This window comes from Leminorella grimontii ATCC 33999 = DSM 5078 (assembly GCF_000439085.1).
In the GTDB taxonomy this organism is placed as follows: domain Bacteria; phylum Pseudomonadota; class Gammaproteobacteria; order Enterobacterales; family Enterobacteriaceae; genus Leminorella; species Leminorella grimontii.
In genome coordinates this window covers 169,114-185,120 of sequence record NZ_AUUA01000002.1, presented here as the reverse complement: position 1 = coordinate 185,120, position 16,007 = coordinate 169,114, and the positions used below count along the sequence as shown (strand labels likewise).

Annotated in this window: 16 protein-coding genes; 5 read left to right on the top strand and 11 right to left on the bottom strand. The window is 55.9% G+C overall.

What is annotated here, in order from left to right; translation table 11 throughout:
* Positions 1-140 precede the first annotated feature (140 nt).
* Positions 141-950: a bifunctional DNA-formamidopyrimidine glycosylase/DNA-(apurinic or apyrimidinic site) lyase gene (gene mutM, locus G544_RS0105260; RefSeq protein WP_027273621.1), complete on the top strand. Its 810-nt coding sequence runs from the start codon at positions 141-143 to the stop codon at positions 948-950.
* Positions 951-954: 4 nt separating this feature from the next.
* On the opposite strand, the gene coaD is transcribed toward mutM, so the two are convergent.
* From coaD to gpmM, 8 genes are all read right to left on the bottom strand, one after another.
* Positions 955-1,452, bottom strand: coding sequence for a pantetheine-phosphate adenylyltransferase (gene coaD / locus G544_RS0105255; protein WP_027273620.1), 498 nt, complete (start codon positions 1,450-1,452; stop codon positions 955-957).
* A gap of 85 nt (positions 1,453-1,537) precedes the next feature.
* Positions 1,538-2,815: a lipid IV(A) 3-deoxy-D-manno-octulosonic acid transferase gene (gene waaA / locus G544_RS0105250; protein ID WP_027273619.1), complete on the bottom strand. Its 1,278-nt coding sequence runs from the start codon at positions 2,813-2,815 to the stop codon at positions 1,538-1,540.
* Between the two features lie 116 nt (positions 2,816-2,931).
* Positions 2,932-3,921 (bottom strand): lipopolysaccharide heptosyltransferase RfaC, encoded by a 990-nt coding sequence (rfaC, locus tag G544_RS0105245; protein ID WP_027273618.1) that lies wholly within the window; start codon positions 3,919-3,921, stop codon positions 2,932-2,934.
* Positions 3,922-4,980 carry an ADP-heptose--LPS heptosyltransferase RfaF gene (gene rfaF / locus G544_RS0105240; RefSeq protein WP_027273617.1) on the bottom strand — a complete coding sequence of 353 codons (1,059 nt, stop codon included), beginning with the start codon at positions 4,978-4,980 and terminating at the stop codon, positions 3,922-3,924.
* Between the two features lie 118 nt (positions 4,981-5,098).
* Positions 5,099-6,031, bottom strand: a complete 933-nt coding sequence (rfaD, locus tag G544_RS0105235) for an ADP-glyceromanno-heptose 6-epimerase (RefSeq protein WP_027273616.1) — start codon at positions 6,029-6,031, stop codon at positions 5,099-5,101.
* Positions 6,032-6,240: 209 nt separating this feature from the next.
* The gene (locus G544_RS19985) at positions 6,241-7,152 is read right to left on the bottom strand and encodes a divergent polysaccharide deacetylase family protein (RefSeq protein WP_245614610.1); all 912 of its coding nucleotides are present in this window, start codon (positions 7,150-7,152) and stop codon (positions 6,241-6,243) included.
* A gap of 44 nt (positions 7,153-7,196) precedes the next feature.
* Positions 7,197-8,525 carry a murein hydrolase activator EnvC gene (envC, locus tag G544_RS0105225; protein ID WP_036023368.1) on the bottom strand — a complete coding sequence of 443 codons (1,329 nt, stop codon included), beginning with the start codon at positions 8,523-8,525 and terminating at the stop codon, positions 7,197-7,199.
* Positions 8,526-8,534: 9 nt separating this feature from the next.
* The gene (gene gpmM / locus G544_RS0105220; RefSeq protein WP_027273614.1) at positions 8,535-10,079 is read right to left on the bottom strand and encodes a 2,3-bisphosphoglycerate-independent phosphoglycerate mutase; all 1,545 of its coding nucleotides are present in this window, start codon (positions 10,077-10,079) and stop codon (positions 8,535-8,537) included.
* A gap of 314 nt (positions 10,080-10,393) precedes the next feature.
* Between gpmM and G544_RS0105215 the strand changes: the two genes are divergently transcribed.
* The 4 genes from G544_RS0105215 (at position 10,394) to cysE (ending at position 13,331) form a co-directional block, all read left to right on the top strand.
* Complete coding sequence (locus G544_RS0105215; RefSeq protein ID WP_027273613.1) at positions 10,394-10,825, top strand: rhodanese-like domain-containing protein; 432 nt, start codon at positions 10,394-10,396, stop codon at positions 10,823-10,825.
* Between the two features lie 113 nt (positions 10,826-10,938).
* Entirely contained in the window at positions 10,939-11,406 is a 468-nt protein-coding gene (gene secB, locus G544_RS0105210) for a protein-export chaperone SecB (protein ID WP_027273612.1), read from the top strand.
* A gap of 25 nt (positions 11,407-11,431) precedes the next feature.
* Positions 11,432-12,430: an NAD(P)H-dependent glycerol-3-phosphate dehydrogenase gene (gene gpsA / locus G544_RS0105205; protein ID WP_134389244.1), complete on the top strand. Its 999-nt coding sequence runs from the start codon at positions 11,432-11,434 to the stop codon at positions 12,428-12,430.
* Positions 12,431-12,512: 82 nt separating this feature from the next.
* Positions 12,513-13,331: a serine O-acetyltransferase gene (gene cysE / locus G544_RS0105200; RefSeq protein ID WP_027273610.1), complete on the top strand. Its 819-nt coding sequence runs from the start codon at positions 12,513-12,515 to the stop codon at positions 13,329-13,331.
* Positions 13,332-13,388: 57 nt separating this feature from the next.
* Here cysE and trmL read toward each other — a convergent pair whose 3' ends face one another.
* The 3 genes from trmL to cpxR all read right to left on the bottom strand — a co-directional run bounded on the left by trmL (position 13,389) and on the right by cpxR (position 16,004).
* Complete coding sequence (trmL, locus tag G544_RS0105195) at positions 13,389-13,862, bottom strand: tRNA (uridine(34)/cytosine(34)/5-carboxymethylaminomethyluridine(34)-2'-O)-methyltransferase TrmL (protein WP_027273609.1); 474 nt, start codon at positions 13,860-13,862, stop codon at positions 13,389-13,391.
* A gap of 67 nt (positions 13,863-13,929) precedes the next feature.
* The gene (gene cpxA, locus G544_RS0105190) at positions 13,930-15,306 is read right to left on the bottom strand and encodes an envelope stress sensor histidine kinase CpxA (RefSeq protein ID WP_036023481.1); all 1,377 of its coding nucleotides are present in this window, start codon (positions 15,304-15,306) and stop codon (positions 13,930-13,932) included.
* Complete coding sequence (cpxR, locus tag G544_RS0105185) at positions 15,306-16,004, bottom strand: envelope stress response regulator transcription factor CpxR (RefSeq protein WP_027273607.1); 699 nt, start codon at positions 16,002-16,004, stop codon at positions 15,306-15,308. Before cpxR ends, cpxA begins: the two co-directional genes overlap by 1 nt.
* Positions 16,005-16,007 lie beyond the last annotated feature (3 nt).

Sequence of the window (16,007 nt, the reverse complement as noted above, 5' to 3'; positions counted from 1 at the left end):
GTTTCCGTCGTTCGGTATTTTTAGCCGCTGTTTCCGGCGAGTGGGTAGGGAAGACGCTGGCATAGCGGTTGAATGACGCGCTCGGTTCACATATTGTTTAACGCCGTACATCACTATTTAATTTCAAGGAGACTCGGCGAATGCCAGAACTGCCGGAGATAGAAACCAGCCGCCGCGGCATTGAGCCCCATCTGGTTGGATATTGCATTGTCAACGCCGTCGTGCGCCAGCCCAAGCTGCGCTGGCCGGTATCCGCACAGATTTTGTCATTGAAGGACAGGCAAGTACTGAGCGTACAGCGCAGGGCGAAATATCTGCTGATTGAGCTCGATGGCGGTTGGATTATTGGCCATCTCGGCATGTCGGGCAGCGTGAGGGTACTGCCGGAACCCATTGCTCCAGGCAAGCACGATCACGTCGACTTCGTGCTCTCTAATGGTAAAGTCCTGCGCTATACGGACCCTCGCCGATTCGGCGCCTGGCTTTGGGCTGACGATTTGTCCGACTGCGGCGTGCTGAAGCATCTGGGGCCGGAGCCTTTGAGCGACGAATTTGATGGGGAATATCTGTTTAAGAAATCCCGCGCTAAAAAGACGCAGGTCAAGCCTTGGCTGATGGACAACAAGCTGGTTGTCGGCGTGGGTAATATCTACGCCAGCGAATCTCTGTTTGAGTCCCGAATATTGCCAACTCGCCCGGCGGGATCGCTGACGGAAGCGGAGTGTGGCATTTTAGTCGCCGAGATAAAACGCGTTCTAAGCCGATCTATAGAGCAGGGCGGGACGACGCTGAAAGACTTCCTGCAGGCGGACGGAAAGCCCGGCTATTTTGCGCAAGAGCTTCAGGTATACGGCAGAATGGGAGAACCCTGCCGGGTTTGCGGCACTGCGATAGAAAGCGAAAAGCTTGGGCAGCGCTCCTCGTTCTTTTGTCGGCGCTGCCAGAAGTAACCCGCTAGCTAAGCTTCTTTATCAAGGCTTCGGAAACGACCGGCGGTAGAAAAGAGGTGATATCGCCCCCGTGGCGCGCCACCTCTTTGACCAGCGACGACGAGACAAAAGACCACTTCTCTGAAGGCATCAGAAAAATACTTTCCAAGTCGGCCATCAGGTGTCGGTTCATGCTGGCGAGTTGAAGCTCGTACTCAAAGTCGGAGATGGCCCTCAGCCCTCGGATCAGCACGTTCGCCCCCTGCTTTTGCGCAAAGTGCGCCATCAGCTCGCTAAATCCGACGACTTCTACGCGGGGAAGGTGTGCCGTAGCGGCCTTGGCGAGTTCGACTCGCTCTTCCAGCGTAAACAGCGGGCTTTTGCTCGGGCTGCGCGCGATAGCAATAACCAGATGGTCAAACATGCGAACGCTGCGGGTGATGATATCCAGATGACCGTTGGTCATCGGATCGAACGTTCCCGGATAGATGGCTTTGGTATATTCAGCGCGTTGAGTCGTCATGGCATCTCCTCGGGCAGCCGGCGGCCCCCTGCGTAGCAAACTTACTGTGAGTATACCGCACGCGCCGTTAAACGGACGTGCGGACTCAGTGGATCCGCGTTGGTAAATAGGGCTCCAGCAGCGCCAAAAGCTTTTCCAGCGCGCCCTGATTTTGCATCAACACGTTGGTGGCGTTTTGTCCGCAGCGTTGACGGTATTCTTCATTGCTCAACAGGCCTTCAACCGATTCGGCCAGAGAGCCCGCATCGGTAGCGACGATCAGGCCTTCTGCCTGCTGAAGCTTGCTGCAAATGTCTTTGAAGTTAAACGTGTGCGGGCCCATGACTACCGGTACGCCGTGGGCTGCGGGCTCCAGCGGATTATGCCCACCTCGCTCAACCAGGCTGCCGCCGACAAACGCCACGTCGGCGATGCCGTACAGCAACATCAGTTCGCCCATCGTATCGCCGATAACGACCTGTTCGTCCCCGGTCGGCACTTTGCCGCTGCTGCGGGTAATAAACTTCAGCCCGGCCGCGGCGGTCAGCTGTTCGGCGGTAGAGAAACGTTCCGGATGACGGGGCACCAGAATTAACAGCAGATCGGGATGGCGCTCAAGCAGCGCCTTATGGGCGTTAAGAACGATTTGTTCTTCACCGTCGTGCGTACTGGCGGCGATCCACACCGGACGGTGAGGAGCCCACTGTCGGCGTAGGCTAAGCGCGCGGGAGGAGAGCTCGGGCGTTACGGAAATATCGAATTTCAGGCTACCGGTTACCGCCAGCTGCGAGCGCTTCAGGCCAAGCTGAATAAATCGCTCGCCGTCTTCCTGGTTCTGTGCGGCGATAAGCGTAATTTTGCGCATCATGTCCCGAATGGTCTTACCCAGCTTCTGATAACCGTTGGCGGAACGCTCGGAGAGCCGCGCGTTGGCGATGACCAGCGGTATCTGACGGCGATTAAGCTGATGGATAAGATTGGGCCACAGCTCCGTTTCCATAATGATGACAAGCTTGGGGCGAACCTGATTTAAAAAGCGGTTTACCGATCCGGGCAGATCGTAGGGCAGATAGACGTGGTGGACGTCGTCGCCAAAAGCCGACAGCACGCGCTCTGACCCGGTGGGCGTCATGGTGGTGACGGTGATCGGTAGCCGAGGGTAGCGATAGCGCAGGGCGCGAACTAGCGGGATCGCCGTCAGGGTTTCTCCTACGGAAACGGAGTGCAGCATAATGCCGTCCGGTTCAACTTTACCGCGACAAAACCCGTATCTTTCTGCCCATCGCTTTCTGTATTGCGGCGCTTTACGCCCGCGCAGGAAGAGGCGCAGCCAGATGAAAGGCTGTAGAAGATAAAGCAGAAATGAGTAAATAAACCTCAGCATAGCGTATCCACACTCGACGGCGCATTGATCGGCCGATCGTTAAAATAAATAGCCGCTTCGAGAGCGGGTATTATTGAGTGACGGGCATAATATCATACCTGGGTCACACTTTTTTATTATTCCAGCGGCCGGTCGCCGCCGGGCTGGATTATCTGTAACAGGCGCTCTTTCACCGTTTGTGCGCTTAGCGCATTGAGATCCTGCCCCGGCGCCAGTATTTCACTTTGATTGCTGCCGTAGCCGCCGATAAGCCCCGGATCGGTCGGGCCGTATAGCGTCAGGTTCGGCCTTCCCAGCGCGGCCGTCATGTGGCTTAGGCCGGTATCGACGGAGACGACGGCCTTTGCGCCCGCCAAAACGCGGGCGATTTCTTCAAGCGTCAGCTTGGGCAACACCTCGACGTTAGGATTGCCTTCCGCCAGCCTTAGCGCCCTTTCGCGTTCGTGGGGCGCGCCCCACGGCAGCTTTATTTTAAGGTCGCAATCCGCTATGGAGGCGATAAGCTCCCGCCAGCGACGCTCGGGCCAGTGCTTGTCGTCACGCGTTGTCGCGTGCAGAAAGACCAGATAGCGGTTAGCGTCCTGCGGAGGAACGCTTAGAAAACGTTCGGCAATGGCAAAGTCGCCTTCTTCAGTGGGAACGGGGTAACCGAGGCTCAGGGCGAACAGTTGGCGGGTGCGCTCTACCGCGTGCTGGTTTTTGGCAACGTAATGCTTTACGTCGAAAAAACAGCTGGCGAGAGGTTCTCTGGCGCTGCGGCGGTCCTGCCCGTGCTTAACGCCTCTGGCCTTGCGCGTGACCAGGAAGGCGCTTTTTATCAGCCCCTGAGCGTCAATAACGGCGTCGTACTGCCGTTCCTGAAGGCGAGCCTTAAACGCCTGCCTTTCTTTACGCGTCTGGGCGTGGAACCACGACTTGCGCCAGCGGCGGATTGCCACCGGAATGACGCGATCGACGGCGCTGTGCCAGCTAGGGATTTGAGCGAAGCCTTCTTCCACTACCCAGTCGAAGCGAATGTCCGCAATAGCCCGCTGCGCATCCGTCAGCGCCGCAAGCGTATGCAGCACGTCGCCCATCGAGGAGGTCTTTACAATAAGCACCCGCATCTATTGAGCTTCCTTATTGTCCGGCTTGTTCAGCAACGCCGTAAGTTCAGTGAGTACCTGCTGTGGCTGAATGTCTATCAGGCTTTGGTGATAACCCTGAGCGGCGTCGCCTTTGCGCACCTTGTGGTAGCCGGTTATCAGTCTAATCACTTTCGCGTCATGAGACAGCGGCGGCGTGAAGTCCGGGCTGCTGGGGCCGTAGAGCGCGACCAGCGGCCTGTTCAGCGCGGCCGCGACGTGCATCAGGCCTGAATCGTTGGTGACGACGGCGCGGCAGCCGACAATCAAAGCCACGGCTTGCTCGAGCTGCGTTTCACCCGCCAGGTTGTAACAGCGCTCCCGCTGCGATTCGGCCAGCGCGCGGCGGATCTCTTCTCCCGCCTCTTTGTCTTTTGCCGAGCCGAACAGAGCGATTTGATAGCCCATCTCAATCAGAGAGCCTGCCAGCGCCGCATAGTGATAGTGGGGCCAGCGTTTGGCCGGGCCGAATTCGGCGCCCGGGCAAAATCCGATAACCGGGCGGTCTGCGTTCAGGTGGAACGCCTCCTGCGCCAGCTTGGCTTCACCTGGCTCAACGCGCAGCTGAGGCCAGAGGATCGGCTGTGGGATGTCTTCCGCTCTCTGAATGCGCCGTCCGTCATAGGCCAATGCGACGTAGCGCTGCACCATCAGGGGAAACGCGGCCTTATTCAGCGTGCGGATGTCGTTGAGCAGGCCATAGCGCATTTCTCCGCGCCAGCCCGTGCGTTTAGGAATTTTTGCGAAAAAGGGGATTAACGCCGACTTGAGGGAGTTCGGCAGGACGATTGCCTGCTCGTAGCCGCTGTCGCGAAGCCGCTTGCCCAACTGATAACGCTCGCCCACGGCCAGCGCGCCGTGCCCCAGCGGCATGGGGATCGCCTGACTGACTTCCGGCATGCGCGCCAACAGCGGTCGACACCAGGCTGGCGCCATAACGTCGATGTCAATCTCTGGGTTTTCCGCCTTCAGCGTTCGGTACAGGCTTTGAGACATCATCATGTCTCCAACCCAAGAGGGGCCAATGATCAGCGTTTTCATGCGTTCTTCCCACAGGTCTGACAATGCGTAATTTATTATTATGGCGTTAAAATAAAAGCCCGAAAACGTTTAATTTCGGGCTTTGAATTTCGAGCGCGCCTATGGGCGCGCGCGGGGCTTAGGCGTCTCTGTTAAGCCAGGCCATGTATTCGGCAACGCCTTCGGCTACGGTTTTAAACGGCAGGTCATAGCCCGTTGCCTTCAGCTTGGTCAAGTCCGCCTGAGTATAAGACTGATAGCGGCCCTTTAGGTGCTCAGGGAAGGGGATGTACTCGACTTGCCCTTTCTTGTGGTACGCCAGTACGGCATCGGCGACCGCCTGGAAGGACTCGGCGCGGCCGGTTCCGCAGTTGAATATGCCCGATGCGCCGTTTTTCCAGAACCACAGATTCATCTGAGCGACGTCGCCGACGTAGATGAAGTCGCGACGGAAGCCTTCGCTGCCGGAAAACAGCTTCGGATTTTCGCCTTTATTAATCTGATTATTCAGATGGAAGGCCACGCTGGCCATGCTGCCCTTGTGGTTTTCCCGCGGGCCGTACACGTTGAAATAGCGGAAGCCGCAGATTTGCGATTCGGCGTGCGGCAGGATTTGGCGCACGTATTGATCGAACAGGAATTTGGAGTAGCCGTAAACGTTCAGCGGTTGTTCGTACTGCCGGTCTTCAATAAAGTTGTCGCTGCGCCCGCCGTAGGTGGCGGCGGAAGAGGCGTACAGAAAGGGGATCTGGCGATCGAGACAGTAGTGAAGCAGATCTTTGGAGTACTGATAGTTGTTGTCCATCATGTACTTGCCGTCCCACTCCGTCGTGGAAGAGCAGGCCCCTTCGTGGAAAATGGCGTCGATGTCGCCCAAGTCGTCATCGGCGATGATGTGGGCAAGAAACTCTTCTTTATCCATGTAGTCGGCGATGTCTAAATCCACCAGATTGGCGAACTTGGTGCCGTCTTTCAGGTTATCGACAACCAGAATATCCTGGTAGCCGGTCTGGTTTAGTGCCTTGATGATGTTGCTGCCGATAAATCCGGCGCCGCCCGTTACGATAATCATGGTTCCACCGTCCGTCCCCGTAGGGTTCGTTGTCTAATGCCGCGCTGCGGGGGCATTTTCAGGTATGTCAGAAAGCGTTTATCGTCTGAACGCTTTCCGCGCGATTCATCTATTTTGATAAATAAAGTGGGGATGGGTTCCCTTTTATTGAGGGGGTAGATAGTAGCGTAGCCGCCGGTTTTGTTCAATTCAGCGTGCGTAAGCTCGACCTACCGCTTCTCGGCGTTTTCCGTCTGCGGCGCTTCAGGCCTTGAGGTTCTTTGGCAATAGCCCATATAGGCATCGAGAGAAAGCGTGGCCGGCGTAGCGCCGATCGCCGTTTTTACGGTTTTATAGGCTAAAGAGGACAGATGGCTATGGGCGGCGGAACACTGCTGAAAGCCGCTTAAATCCGGCATTTTCTTCTGTGATTCTTCTGGCTCCGAATGTGGTTTTGCTGAAGGCAGAAGGGCACTGACGGGAACCAGCTTAACGTCGGCCGGGAGTTCAGGGATCATCAACTGCAGCGTTCGCACGGTGGAAGGGTGAGGGTGGCCGATAGCGATGGCGGAACCGTTTTTCTGCGCCATCCTCACTGCCAATAAAAACTGTTTACGCACGGCGGCTTCGCTCTGATCGTCATCGAGAAATACTTTTCTTTTAACAACCTGTACCGATGTTCCTTCCGCCGCCTGCGTCGCTTTACTGCTGCCTATCGTCATGCTGTCCAGGAAGTAGAGCTGATAGTGGCTCAGGGTTTTCATTACGCGCCGCATCGCTTCAAGGTCGGACGTCATGGCGCTGCCCATGTGGTTGTTCATCCCTTTGGCGTGGGGAACGTTGCGTATGGCCTGAGCGATAATGCGGCGGATCTCTTCTATTCCCATCGTAGGCTTGAGCGTGTCGCGTTCGAGGGGCTGCTTACTGATAGGCGCCATCGGCATGTGGATAAGGATCTCGTTGCCGTTTTGATAGGCTTTCTGAGCCATCTCTTTTGACAGCGGCGCGTTGGGTAAAATAGCGACCGAAATCGCCGGCGTCAGGCTCAAAACCTGCTCTTCGTTGTGTTTTCGATAGCCGAAGTCGTCGATAACGATAGCCAGCCGGGCGGGAGCGGCAAATGCGCTGAGGCAGTAAAACATCAGCGCGCTTGGCAATAAGGTACGGATAATGCGTTTAAACATGCTTAATTTCCCAGCCAGGGGCGCGGATTGACCGCTTTACCCTGCCGACGGATTTCAAAGTAGAGCGAAGGCTCTCCCTGGCCGCCGCTGGTACCCACTAGCGCAATGGGCTGCCCGGCCTTCACCTGGCTGCCGACGCTGACCAGCGCGCTTTGGTTGTAGCCGTACAGGCTCATGTCGCTTTTGCCGTGTTCAACCACCACGACCAGCCCATAGCCCTGAAGCCAGTCGGCTAACAGGACGCGGCCATCGGCAATTGCGCGAACTTCACTGCCCTCTGGGGCGTTGATGACCATTCCCTTCCAGCGCAGCTCGCCCTGAAGGGCCTCGCCAAAGCTGTGGCTTACGCGGCCTTTAACCGGCCAAAGCGCCTGGCCGGCCGGTCGTCCGAGCCCGCCGGTACGCGCCATCAGCGCGCGTTCCTCTTCGGTTGGCTTATACACCGAGCCGGATTTTTGCGCCTGCTGCTGCCTGGCGCGCAGTTTTTCCGCTTCCCGCTGCTCGCGCTCTGCTCGGGCCTTGGCTTCTCGCTCCGCTTTGGCGATTTGATCGCGCAGTCGGGCTTCGTTTTTCTTTAGTTCCGCCAGCTTTTGCTGGTCAGCCTGAATGGAAGCGTCCAGCTCGCTAAGGGTTTTTTGGCGGGCCTGGCGGGCTAATTCCAGCTGCTCTTGCTGGCTTTTTTGTTCGCCAAGCAGGTTTTTCTGTTCGGTCTGCTTTTGCTGTAGGCGACTTTTTTCTTCCGCCAGATCGGTTTGCGTTTCTTTTAGCTGACCGATCGTTTTCTGGCGAGATTCATTTAGATAGCCATAGTAGGCCAGAATGCGCTCACTGCGCTGGCTCTCCTCGCTTTCAAGAATGAGCTGAAGCTCAGAGCTTTTCCCCAGGCGAAAAGCCGCGTCGAGCTGTTTGGCCAACTGTTCCTGCTGTGCGTTTTGCTGTTTTTGCAGGCGCTTGATGTTAACGTTGAGCGCGCCTATCTCGCCGCTCAGCGTTTTTAACGCGCTCTGCGTTTTACGCAGCGCCAGGCTTGACTGAGCGATGGTCTTTTCCTGCTCCTGCAGTTGGCTCTGTAGTCCTTCCCGCTGCTTTTGCTGGCGCTTAACGTTTTGTTCTTTTTCGGCGATATCTTGCAGTACGCTGTCTAACTGCTGTTTGTTGTTTTCAGCGTAAAGAGGTAAAGAGAAGAGCTGTGCGCCCGCATAGATTGCGCCGGCGCACAGGAGAGATAAACCGCGTCGGCCGGTCGATGTGTGCAGTGCAGGTAACTTTTTCGCTGGCTGCACAATCGACCTCCTGGCGGTAGATAAATAAGTAAAAGCCTTTCCCTTCATGGGAAGGGATTATTTCACGATGAACAGGGGCTTGCCAGTCATCTCTTTTGGTATTTCCATTCCCATCAGGCTAAGCATGGTGGGCGCCAGATCGGAAAGCTTGCCGCCGTTTACCGTTTCGGCCGCTTTTCCTACGTAAATCAACGGTACCGGCAGGTTGGTGTGGGCGGTATGCGCTTGGCCCGTCTGCGGATCGCGCATCTGCTCGGCGTTACCGTGGTCGGCGGTGATGAGCAACTGGCCGTCGGCGCGCTTGACGGCGTCAACCACCTGTCCAATACAGTCATCAAGCGCTTCAATCGCTTTGACCGCGGCGTCGTAAATGCCGGTGTGTCCTACCATGTCGCCGTTAGGATAGTTACAGATGATGGCGTCGTATTTTCCGCTTTCGATCGCGGCGACCAGCTTCTCAGTGAGTTCGGCAGAGCTCATTTCCGGCTGAAGATCGTAAGTAGCGACTTTCGGCGAATTGATCAAAATGCGATCTTCTCCGTTAAACGGCTGCTCCACTCCACCATTATAGAAGAAAGTGACGTGGGCATATTTTTCAGTCTCGGAAATGCGAAGCTGAGTCTTGTCATGCTTCATCAGCCATTCGCCGAAGGTGTTGTTCAGCGACTCCGGCGGATAGGCGCAGCTGGCCTTGATGTCGGCGGCGTACTCCGTCAGCATCACGAATTCGCCAAAGTTAATCACGCGGTTGCGCCTGAAGCCGTCAAAATCCTGATTAATGAAGGTGCGGGTGATTTGACGGGCGCGGTCGGCGCGGAAGTTCATGAATACCATGACGTCGCCGTCCTGCATGGCGGCGGAGGGCTCGCCGGCTTTTTGTACGACGGTAGGCTTAACGAACTCGTCGTTTTCATCGCGCGCATAGGCAGCCTGCAAGGCGCTGACGGCGTCCTCGGCGTTAAATTCGCCCTTAGCGTCGACCATCAGATCGTAAGCCAGCTGAACGCGATCCCAGCGGTTGTCACGGTCCATGGCGTAGTAGCGCCCGACTACCGAAGCAATGCGGCCGTTACCCAGCTCGGCAAATTTTTCAGTGAATCGTTTCAGTGTTGATTCCGCACTACGGGGTGGGGTGTCGCGTCCGTCTAAAAAGGCGTGCAGGTAAACGGCTTTAGCTCCGCGCTTTGCCGCTAGCTCGATCATCGCAATAATGTGATCTTCATGGCTGTGAACGCCGCCAGGCGACATCAGGCCCATAATGTGAAGCGCTTTCCCGGTCGTGACCGCTTTATCTACCGCTGAGGTTAATACGGGGTTGGTAAAGAAGTCGCCGTCTTTGATTTCTTTATCCAGACGAGTGAGATCCTGATAAACGATGCGCCCCGCGCCCAAATTGACGTGGCCGACTTCCGAATTGCCCATTTGACCATCGGGCAGGCCTACGTCCAGGCCGGAAGCGGCGATAAGCGTATGCGGATAGTTTTGCCACAGGGCGTCCATTACGGGCCTTTTGGCGTTAACAATGGCGTTATCCTGCTTCTCTTCCCGATAGCCGTAGCCGTCAAGGATAACGAGAACCATCGGTTTCTTTGTGCTCGACATGCAATTAACCTCGTAATAAATGATAAAACGCGAATTTCTCAGTCTTATACCATATTAGGAAATTGGTAGTAACGATAAGTGCTATAGCCAGACGCCCAATTTTACTACACTCGCGGTAAATAAGCGTAAAAATCGAAATCGCAGGAATATTTTTACGATTTTTCAATATATATGACTGACAACTCTTGATAGAATTTCTAGAGATATGCCGTATTTTCTGCACCACGTTGGGGATTTGGGCTGTATTTGACGCCGGGCGCAGGTATACTCCATAACCTTAGAGATTAATCCTAAACAGCGAGTTGTTATCCTCCATGGAACAAGTTATGCAATTTGTCAGCAACCACCCACTCCTGAGCTTTGGATGGCTGGGTTTGCTGATCGCCGTTATTTTTACAACGTTTAAGAGCGCGACCTCAAAAGTTAAAGAAATCGGCAATACCGACCTGACGCGCCTTATCAACAGCGAAGAAGCGGTCGTCGTTGATACCCGCACGATCGATGATTTCCGTAAGGGCCACATCGTCGGCGCTATCAACCTGACGCCTACCGATATCAAAAACGGAACGCTTGCCGTTCTGGATAAGCACAGGGATCGCCCGGTAATCGTACTGTGCGCCAACGGCACGGCCTCTAAGGCGCCGGCGGAAGCGCTGGTTAAAGAGGGCTTCTCTCGGGTTTATACGCTGAAAAACGGCCTGTCTGGCTGGACCGGCGAAAATCTTCCCTTAGTCCGTGGTAAATAGATTCGTGGTAAATAACGCACCCGGCGTGCGCTTTTAGCATTCTGCCTGGCCGCTTTTTGACGCAAAAATTAAGGCGGCTCGGCAAAGGACATCTAACTTAAAGGTAATTTCTTATGTCAGAGCAAAGCAATCCAGATATGAGCTTCCAGATCCAGCGCATTTACACGAAGGACATTTCCTTTGAATCGCCGGGCGCGCCGTTGGTTTTCCAAAAAGAGTGGGAGCCTGAAGTCAAGCTGGATTTGGACACGGCCTCAAGCCAGCTGGCTGAAGACGTTTATGAAGTTGTGCTGCGCGTGACGGTGACGTCAATGCTGGGCGAAGATACCGCATTCCTGTGTGAAGTTCAGCAGGCGGGTATTTTCCACGTTACCGGCCTTGACGGCTCCCAGATGGCGCACTGCCTGGGCGCGTACTGCCCGAATATCCTGTTCCCTTATGCGCGTGAGTGCGTGACCAGCCTGGTTACTCGCGGTACTTTCCCGCAGTTGAACCTGGCGCCGGTTAACTTTGACGCGCTGTTTATGAACTATCTGCAGCAGCAGGCTGAAGCAGAGCAGGCTGAAGCCTCACAACAATAAGGACGCTCGCGTGAATCAGGTCGATATGACGGTCATCGGGGCCGGATCTTACGGTACGGCGCTGGCCATTACGCTGGCGCGTAATGGCCATTCGGTCGTTCTGTGGGGGCATGACCCTGAACATATCGACCGGCTCCAGCGGGACAGAAAGAACCAGGCTTTCCTGCCGGACGTGTCGTTTCCCGACAGCCTGCGGCTGGAAAGCTCTCTTGAAAAGGCCGTTGGCGCCAGCCGCGACATTCTCGTCGTCGTGCCGAGCCACGTTTTTGGCGACGTATTACGTCAGATTAAACCGTTCCTGCGGCCCGACGCCCGCATCGTGTGGGCGACAAAAGGGCTGGAGGCCGACACCGGTCGGCTGTTGCAGGACGTTGCCCGAGAGGCGCTGAGAAACGATATTCCTCTGGCGGTGATTTCCGGCCCAACCTTTGCCAAAGAGTTGGCAGCGGGGCTGCCTACGGCGATTGCCGTTTCTTCCTCCGATCCCCACTTTACTGAAGATCTTCAAAAGCTGCTGCACTGCGGGAAGAGCTTTCGCGTGTACAGCAACCCTGACTTTATCGGTGTTCAGCTCGGCGGCGCGGTGAAGAACGTCATTGCGATAGGAGCAGGAATGTCTGACGGCATCGGCTTTGGCGCAAACGCCCGCACTGCATTGATTACCCGCGGGCTGGCCGAAATGAGCCGCCTGGGCGCGGCTCTGGGCGCTGAACCCTCTACCTTTATGGGCATGGCGGGCCTGGGCGATCTGGTCTTGACCTGTACCGACAATCAGTCACGCAACCGCCGCTTCGGTATCATGCTGGGGGAAGGGAAATCGGTTTCTGAAGCTCAAGCGCTGATTGGTCAGGTGGTTGAAGGGTATCGCAATACCAAAGAGGTCTGGATTCTGGCCCAGCGCTACGGCGTTGAAATGCCGATAACCGAGCAGATTTATCAGGTGCTTTATGCCGGTAAAAACGCTCGCGAAGCGGCGCTTTCCCTGCTCGGCAGGACAAGCCGGGACGAACAGAGCGCGCTCTAACGCGCGCCTGCCCCTGCGCTCGCTTATCTTTTTCACTTTATCTTTATCTGTTGTGTACGGCGGTGTTATCAGGAGCTGAAAGATGTCATCAGAGTCAATGCAGGTTTGGCTGGAAATCAAACAGGAAGCGAGAAAACTGGTAGAGTGTGAACCCATTCTTGCCAGCTTCTTTCATTCGACGCTGCTGAACCACGAGTTCCTGGGCAACGCCCTTAGCTACATTCTTGCCAACAAGCTGGCCAGCGCGACCATGCCGGCCATTTCAGTCCGGGAAATCATTGAGGATGCCGTCAAGTCTGACGACAACATTACGGAATGCGCCGCTCGCGACATTCTGGCCGTGCGGCAGCGCGACCCGGCCGTTGACAAGTATTCAACGCCGCTGCTTTACCTTAAGGGGTTTCATGCGCTGCAGGCCTACCGCGTAGGGCACTGGCTGTGGAATCAGAACCGTAAGGCGTTGGCAATCTATCTGCAAAATCAGGTTTCCGTCGTATTTGGCGTTGATATTCACCCGGCGGCCCGCATTGGCCACGGCATCATGCTTGACCATGCTACCGGCATCGTTATTGGCGAGACGGCAGTTGTTGAAAACGATGTATCCATTCTTCAGTCGGTGACGCTGGGCGGTACCGGTAAAGAAGGCGGCGATCGTCATCCGAAGATCCGTGAAGGGGTGATGATTGGCGCCGGCGCGAAAATTTTGGGCAATATTGAAGTTGGGCGCGGAGCAAAAATCGGCGCGGGCTCTGTCGTATTGCAGGCCGTACCGCCTTATACAACGGTAGCGGGCGTCCCGGCAAAAATCGTGGGCCGCTCAGGCTGCGATAAGCCCTCAATGGAAATGGACCAAAGCTTTAACGGCGACAGAGGCGAGCTGGATCTCTCCCTCGACGATTGAGCCGCTGTTTATCTATCGCCACGCATTTCTGATTAAGGCCGATTGTATCGGCCTTAATTATTCTCGCTGCAGCGCGCCCTGATACCCCAGCTGGCGCCAGGCCTCATACACCACAACCGATACCGCATTTGACAGGTTCATGCTGCGGCTGTCCGCCTGCATGGGAATACGTATCTTCTGTTCTTTGGGCAACGCGTCCAGAATGTAAGCAGGTAGCCCTCTGGTTTCGGGGCCGAACAGCAAATAGTCTCCTGCCTGATAGGCAACGGCGCTGTGGGCAGGCGTTCCCTTGGTTGTCAGCGCAAAGAGGCGAGCCGGACGCTCGCTGTCGATAAACGACTGATAGTTCCTGTGGCGCTTGACGGCGGCAAACTCATGGTAATCAAGCCCTGCGCGGCGCAGGCGCTTGTCGTCCCAGGTAAAGCCCAAGGGCTCTATCAGGTGAAGCTTAAAGCCGGTGTTGGCGCACAGGCGGATAATATTGCCCGTATTTGGCGGAATTTCAGGCTCAAATAAAACGATGTTTAACATACGCCTCCAAGTCGAAGAGAGGCGCAGGATAGCAGAAAACGGCGGCGAGCTGAACGGCCGCCGTATCTTAACGTACGTAGACCGGCAGCCAAATCGTCAGGCGCAGACCGCCCAGCGGGCTTTTGTCAGCCTTAGCCCAGCCGCCGTGCTGGTTGATGGCGGATTCTACTATAGCAAGCCCCAGACCGGAGCCGCCGGAGTTGCGGTCTCGCGCTTCGTCGGTGCGGTAGAAAGGGCGGAAAATCTGCTCGCGATCTTCTTCAGCTACGCCAGGGCCGTCATCGTCTACGTTGATTTCGATGCCTTTATCGTCGCTGTGAAATGAGACGACGATGTGGTTATGGCAGTAGCGAAACGCGTTTCGAATGACGTTTTCCAGCGCGCTGTCAAGGGCTGCGCGATTGCCGAAGATAGGCCAAGGACCTGGAGGAACGGCGATTTCAAGCTTTTTCCCGGTGTTTTCAGCCTCAAACTTGGCGTTGTCCAGCACGTCAGCCCAGAGTTCGTCAGCCATCATGCGCTCTCTGGATATTTCGCTTTTGTATTGATTGCGCGACAGGGCGAGCAGGTGGTTAATCATGTGGTCCAGCCGCTGGGCTTCGGTCTCGATTCTGAGCAGCTCTTTTGACTCGCCGTGGCGTCGGCGCATGAGCGCAGTCGCCAGCTGAAGGCGGGTTAGCGGCGTGCGCAGTTCGTGGGAAATATCGGAAATCAGCCTCTGCTGGGCTTTAACCATGCGGTCCAGGCCTGAAACCATCTGGTTAAAGCTGGCCCCGGCGGCGCGGAACTCCAGCGGGCCGAACTCAAGCTCGGGGGATTCTTTAAGGTTGCCTCTCGCTACTTCATCTGCCGCTCGCTTAAGCTTACGTGCGGGCTTGGCCAGGCTCCACGCCAACCAGAGAAGCAGCGGAATGCTGATGACCATCGTTACCGCCAGCAGCATCAGCGGGCGGTCAAACAGCAGGTTGATAAAGTCGGACTGGGCGCTGTTTGCCGGGCGCACCAGATACAGCTGATAGTGCTCTTCCCTATCCCGTACTGAAAAAGGGCCAACCATTTCCGTCAGGCCGTACTTTTTCTTCATAGGGTAGTCGGAGTTATCGGCTTGGCCGATAAAGTTACGCACCATCTGCATTTCATTACGTTTCAGAACGCCGACGATGCGGCCCTCCGTCGTGACCAGCAACATTCGCTGGCCGGGAGGCGACCATTTTTCAATGGCCTGCAACAGCCTGCGCCACCACATCAAATCGCTGTTTGGCGTACTGGCCAGCTCCGCTTCCACGTGCTGCTCCAGCATGGTCCCCTGACGGCGTTCGCTGTCGAGAACGGGCGCCAGCTGACGGGAGTCAAGCTTGGGCACCATCAGAACGACCATCATCACCAGCGTCAGCGTCAGCCAGAAAATGGCAAAGATGCGGGTTGTCAGGCTGTTAAAGGTCATCATGTTGCGGTCACCATTAAATATCCGCGGCCGCGTAGCGTTTTAAACCAGGGAAGTCCGTCGTGGCGATCGGGCAGCTTACGGCGAAGGTTGGATATATGCATATCGATGGCGCGATCAAACGGCGTCAGGCGTTTTCCCAGTACTTCCTGGCTCAAATATTCACGGGAGACAACCTGCCCCAGGCGTTGGGCCAACAGGTACAGCAGCGTAAATTCGGTGCCGGTCAGCTCCAGCGTCTGCCCGTCAAAGCTGGCTTCCTGACGCCCCGGATTGAGGCGCAGTCGGTCAACTTGCAGCGTATTGCTGCCGGTCTCGGGTTCCTGCTGCTGCTCCGTCCAGTTTGAACGGCGAAGAATGGCGCGAATTCGGGCGATAAGTTCGCGATCGTTAAACGGCTTGGGCAAATAGTCGTCTGCGCCGAGCTCCAGGCCGAGCACGCGATCCAGCTCGCTGCCGCGAGCGGTCAGCATAATGACCGGCGTCTGATAGTTTTGGCGCAGTTCTTTAAGGGTATCGATACCGTTTTTCTTCGGCATCATGATGTCTAACAATAGAAGATCGATGGAGTTATCCAGCATGTTTATTGCCTGTTCGCCATCATAAGCAACAACAACTTCGAATCCTTCCAGTTCGAGTAGTTCTTCTAGTAGTGAAGTGATTTCACGATCGTCATCAACAAGCAATATTTTACTCATAGC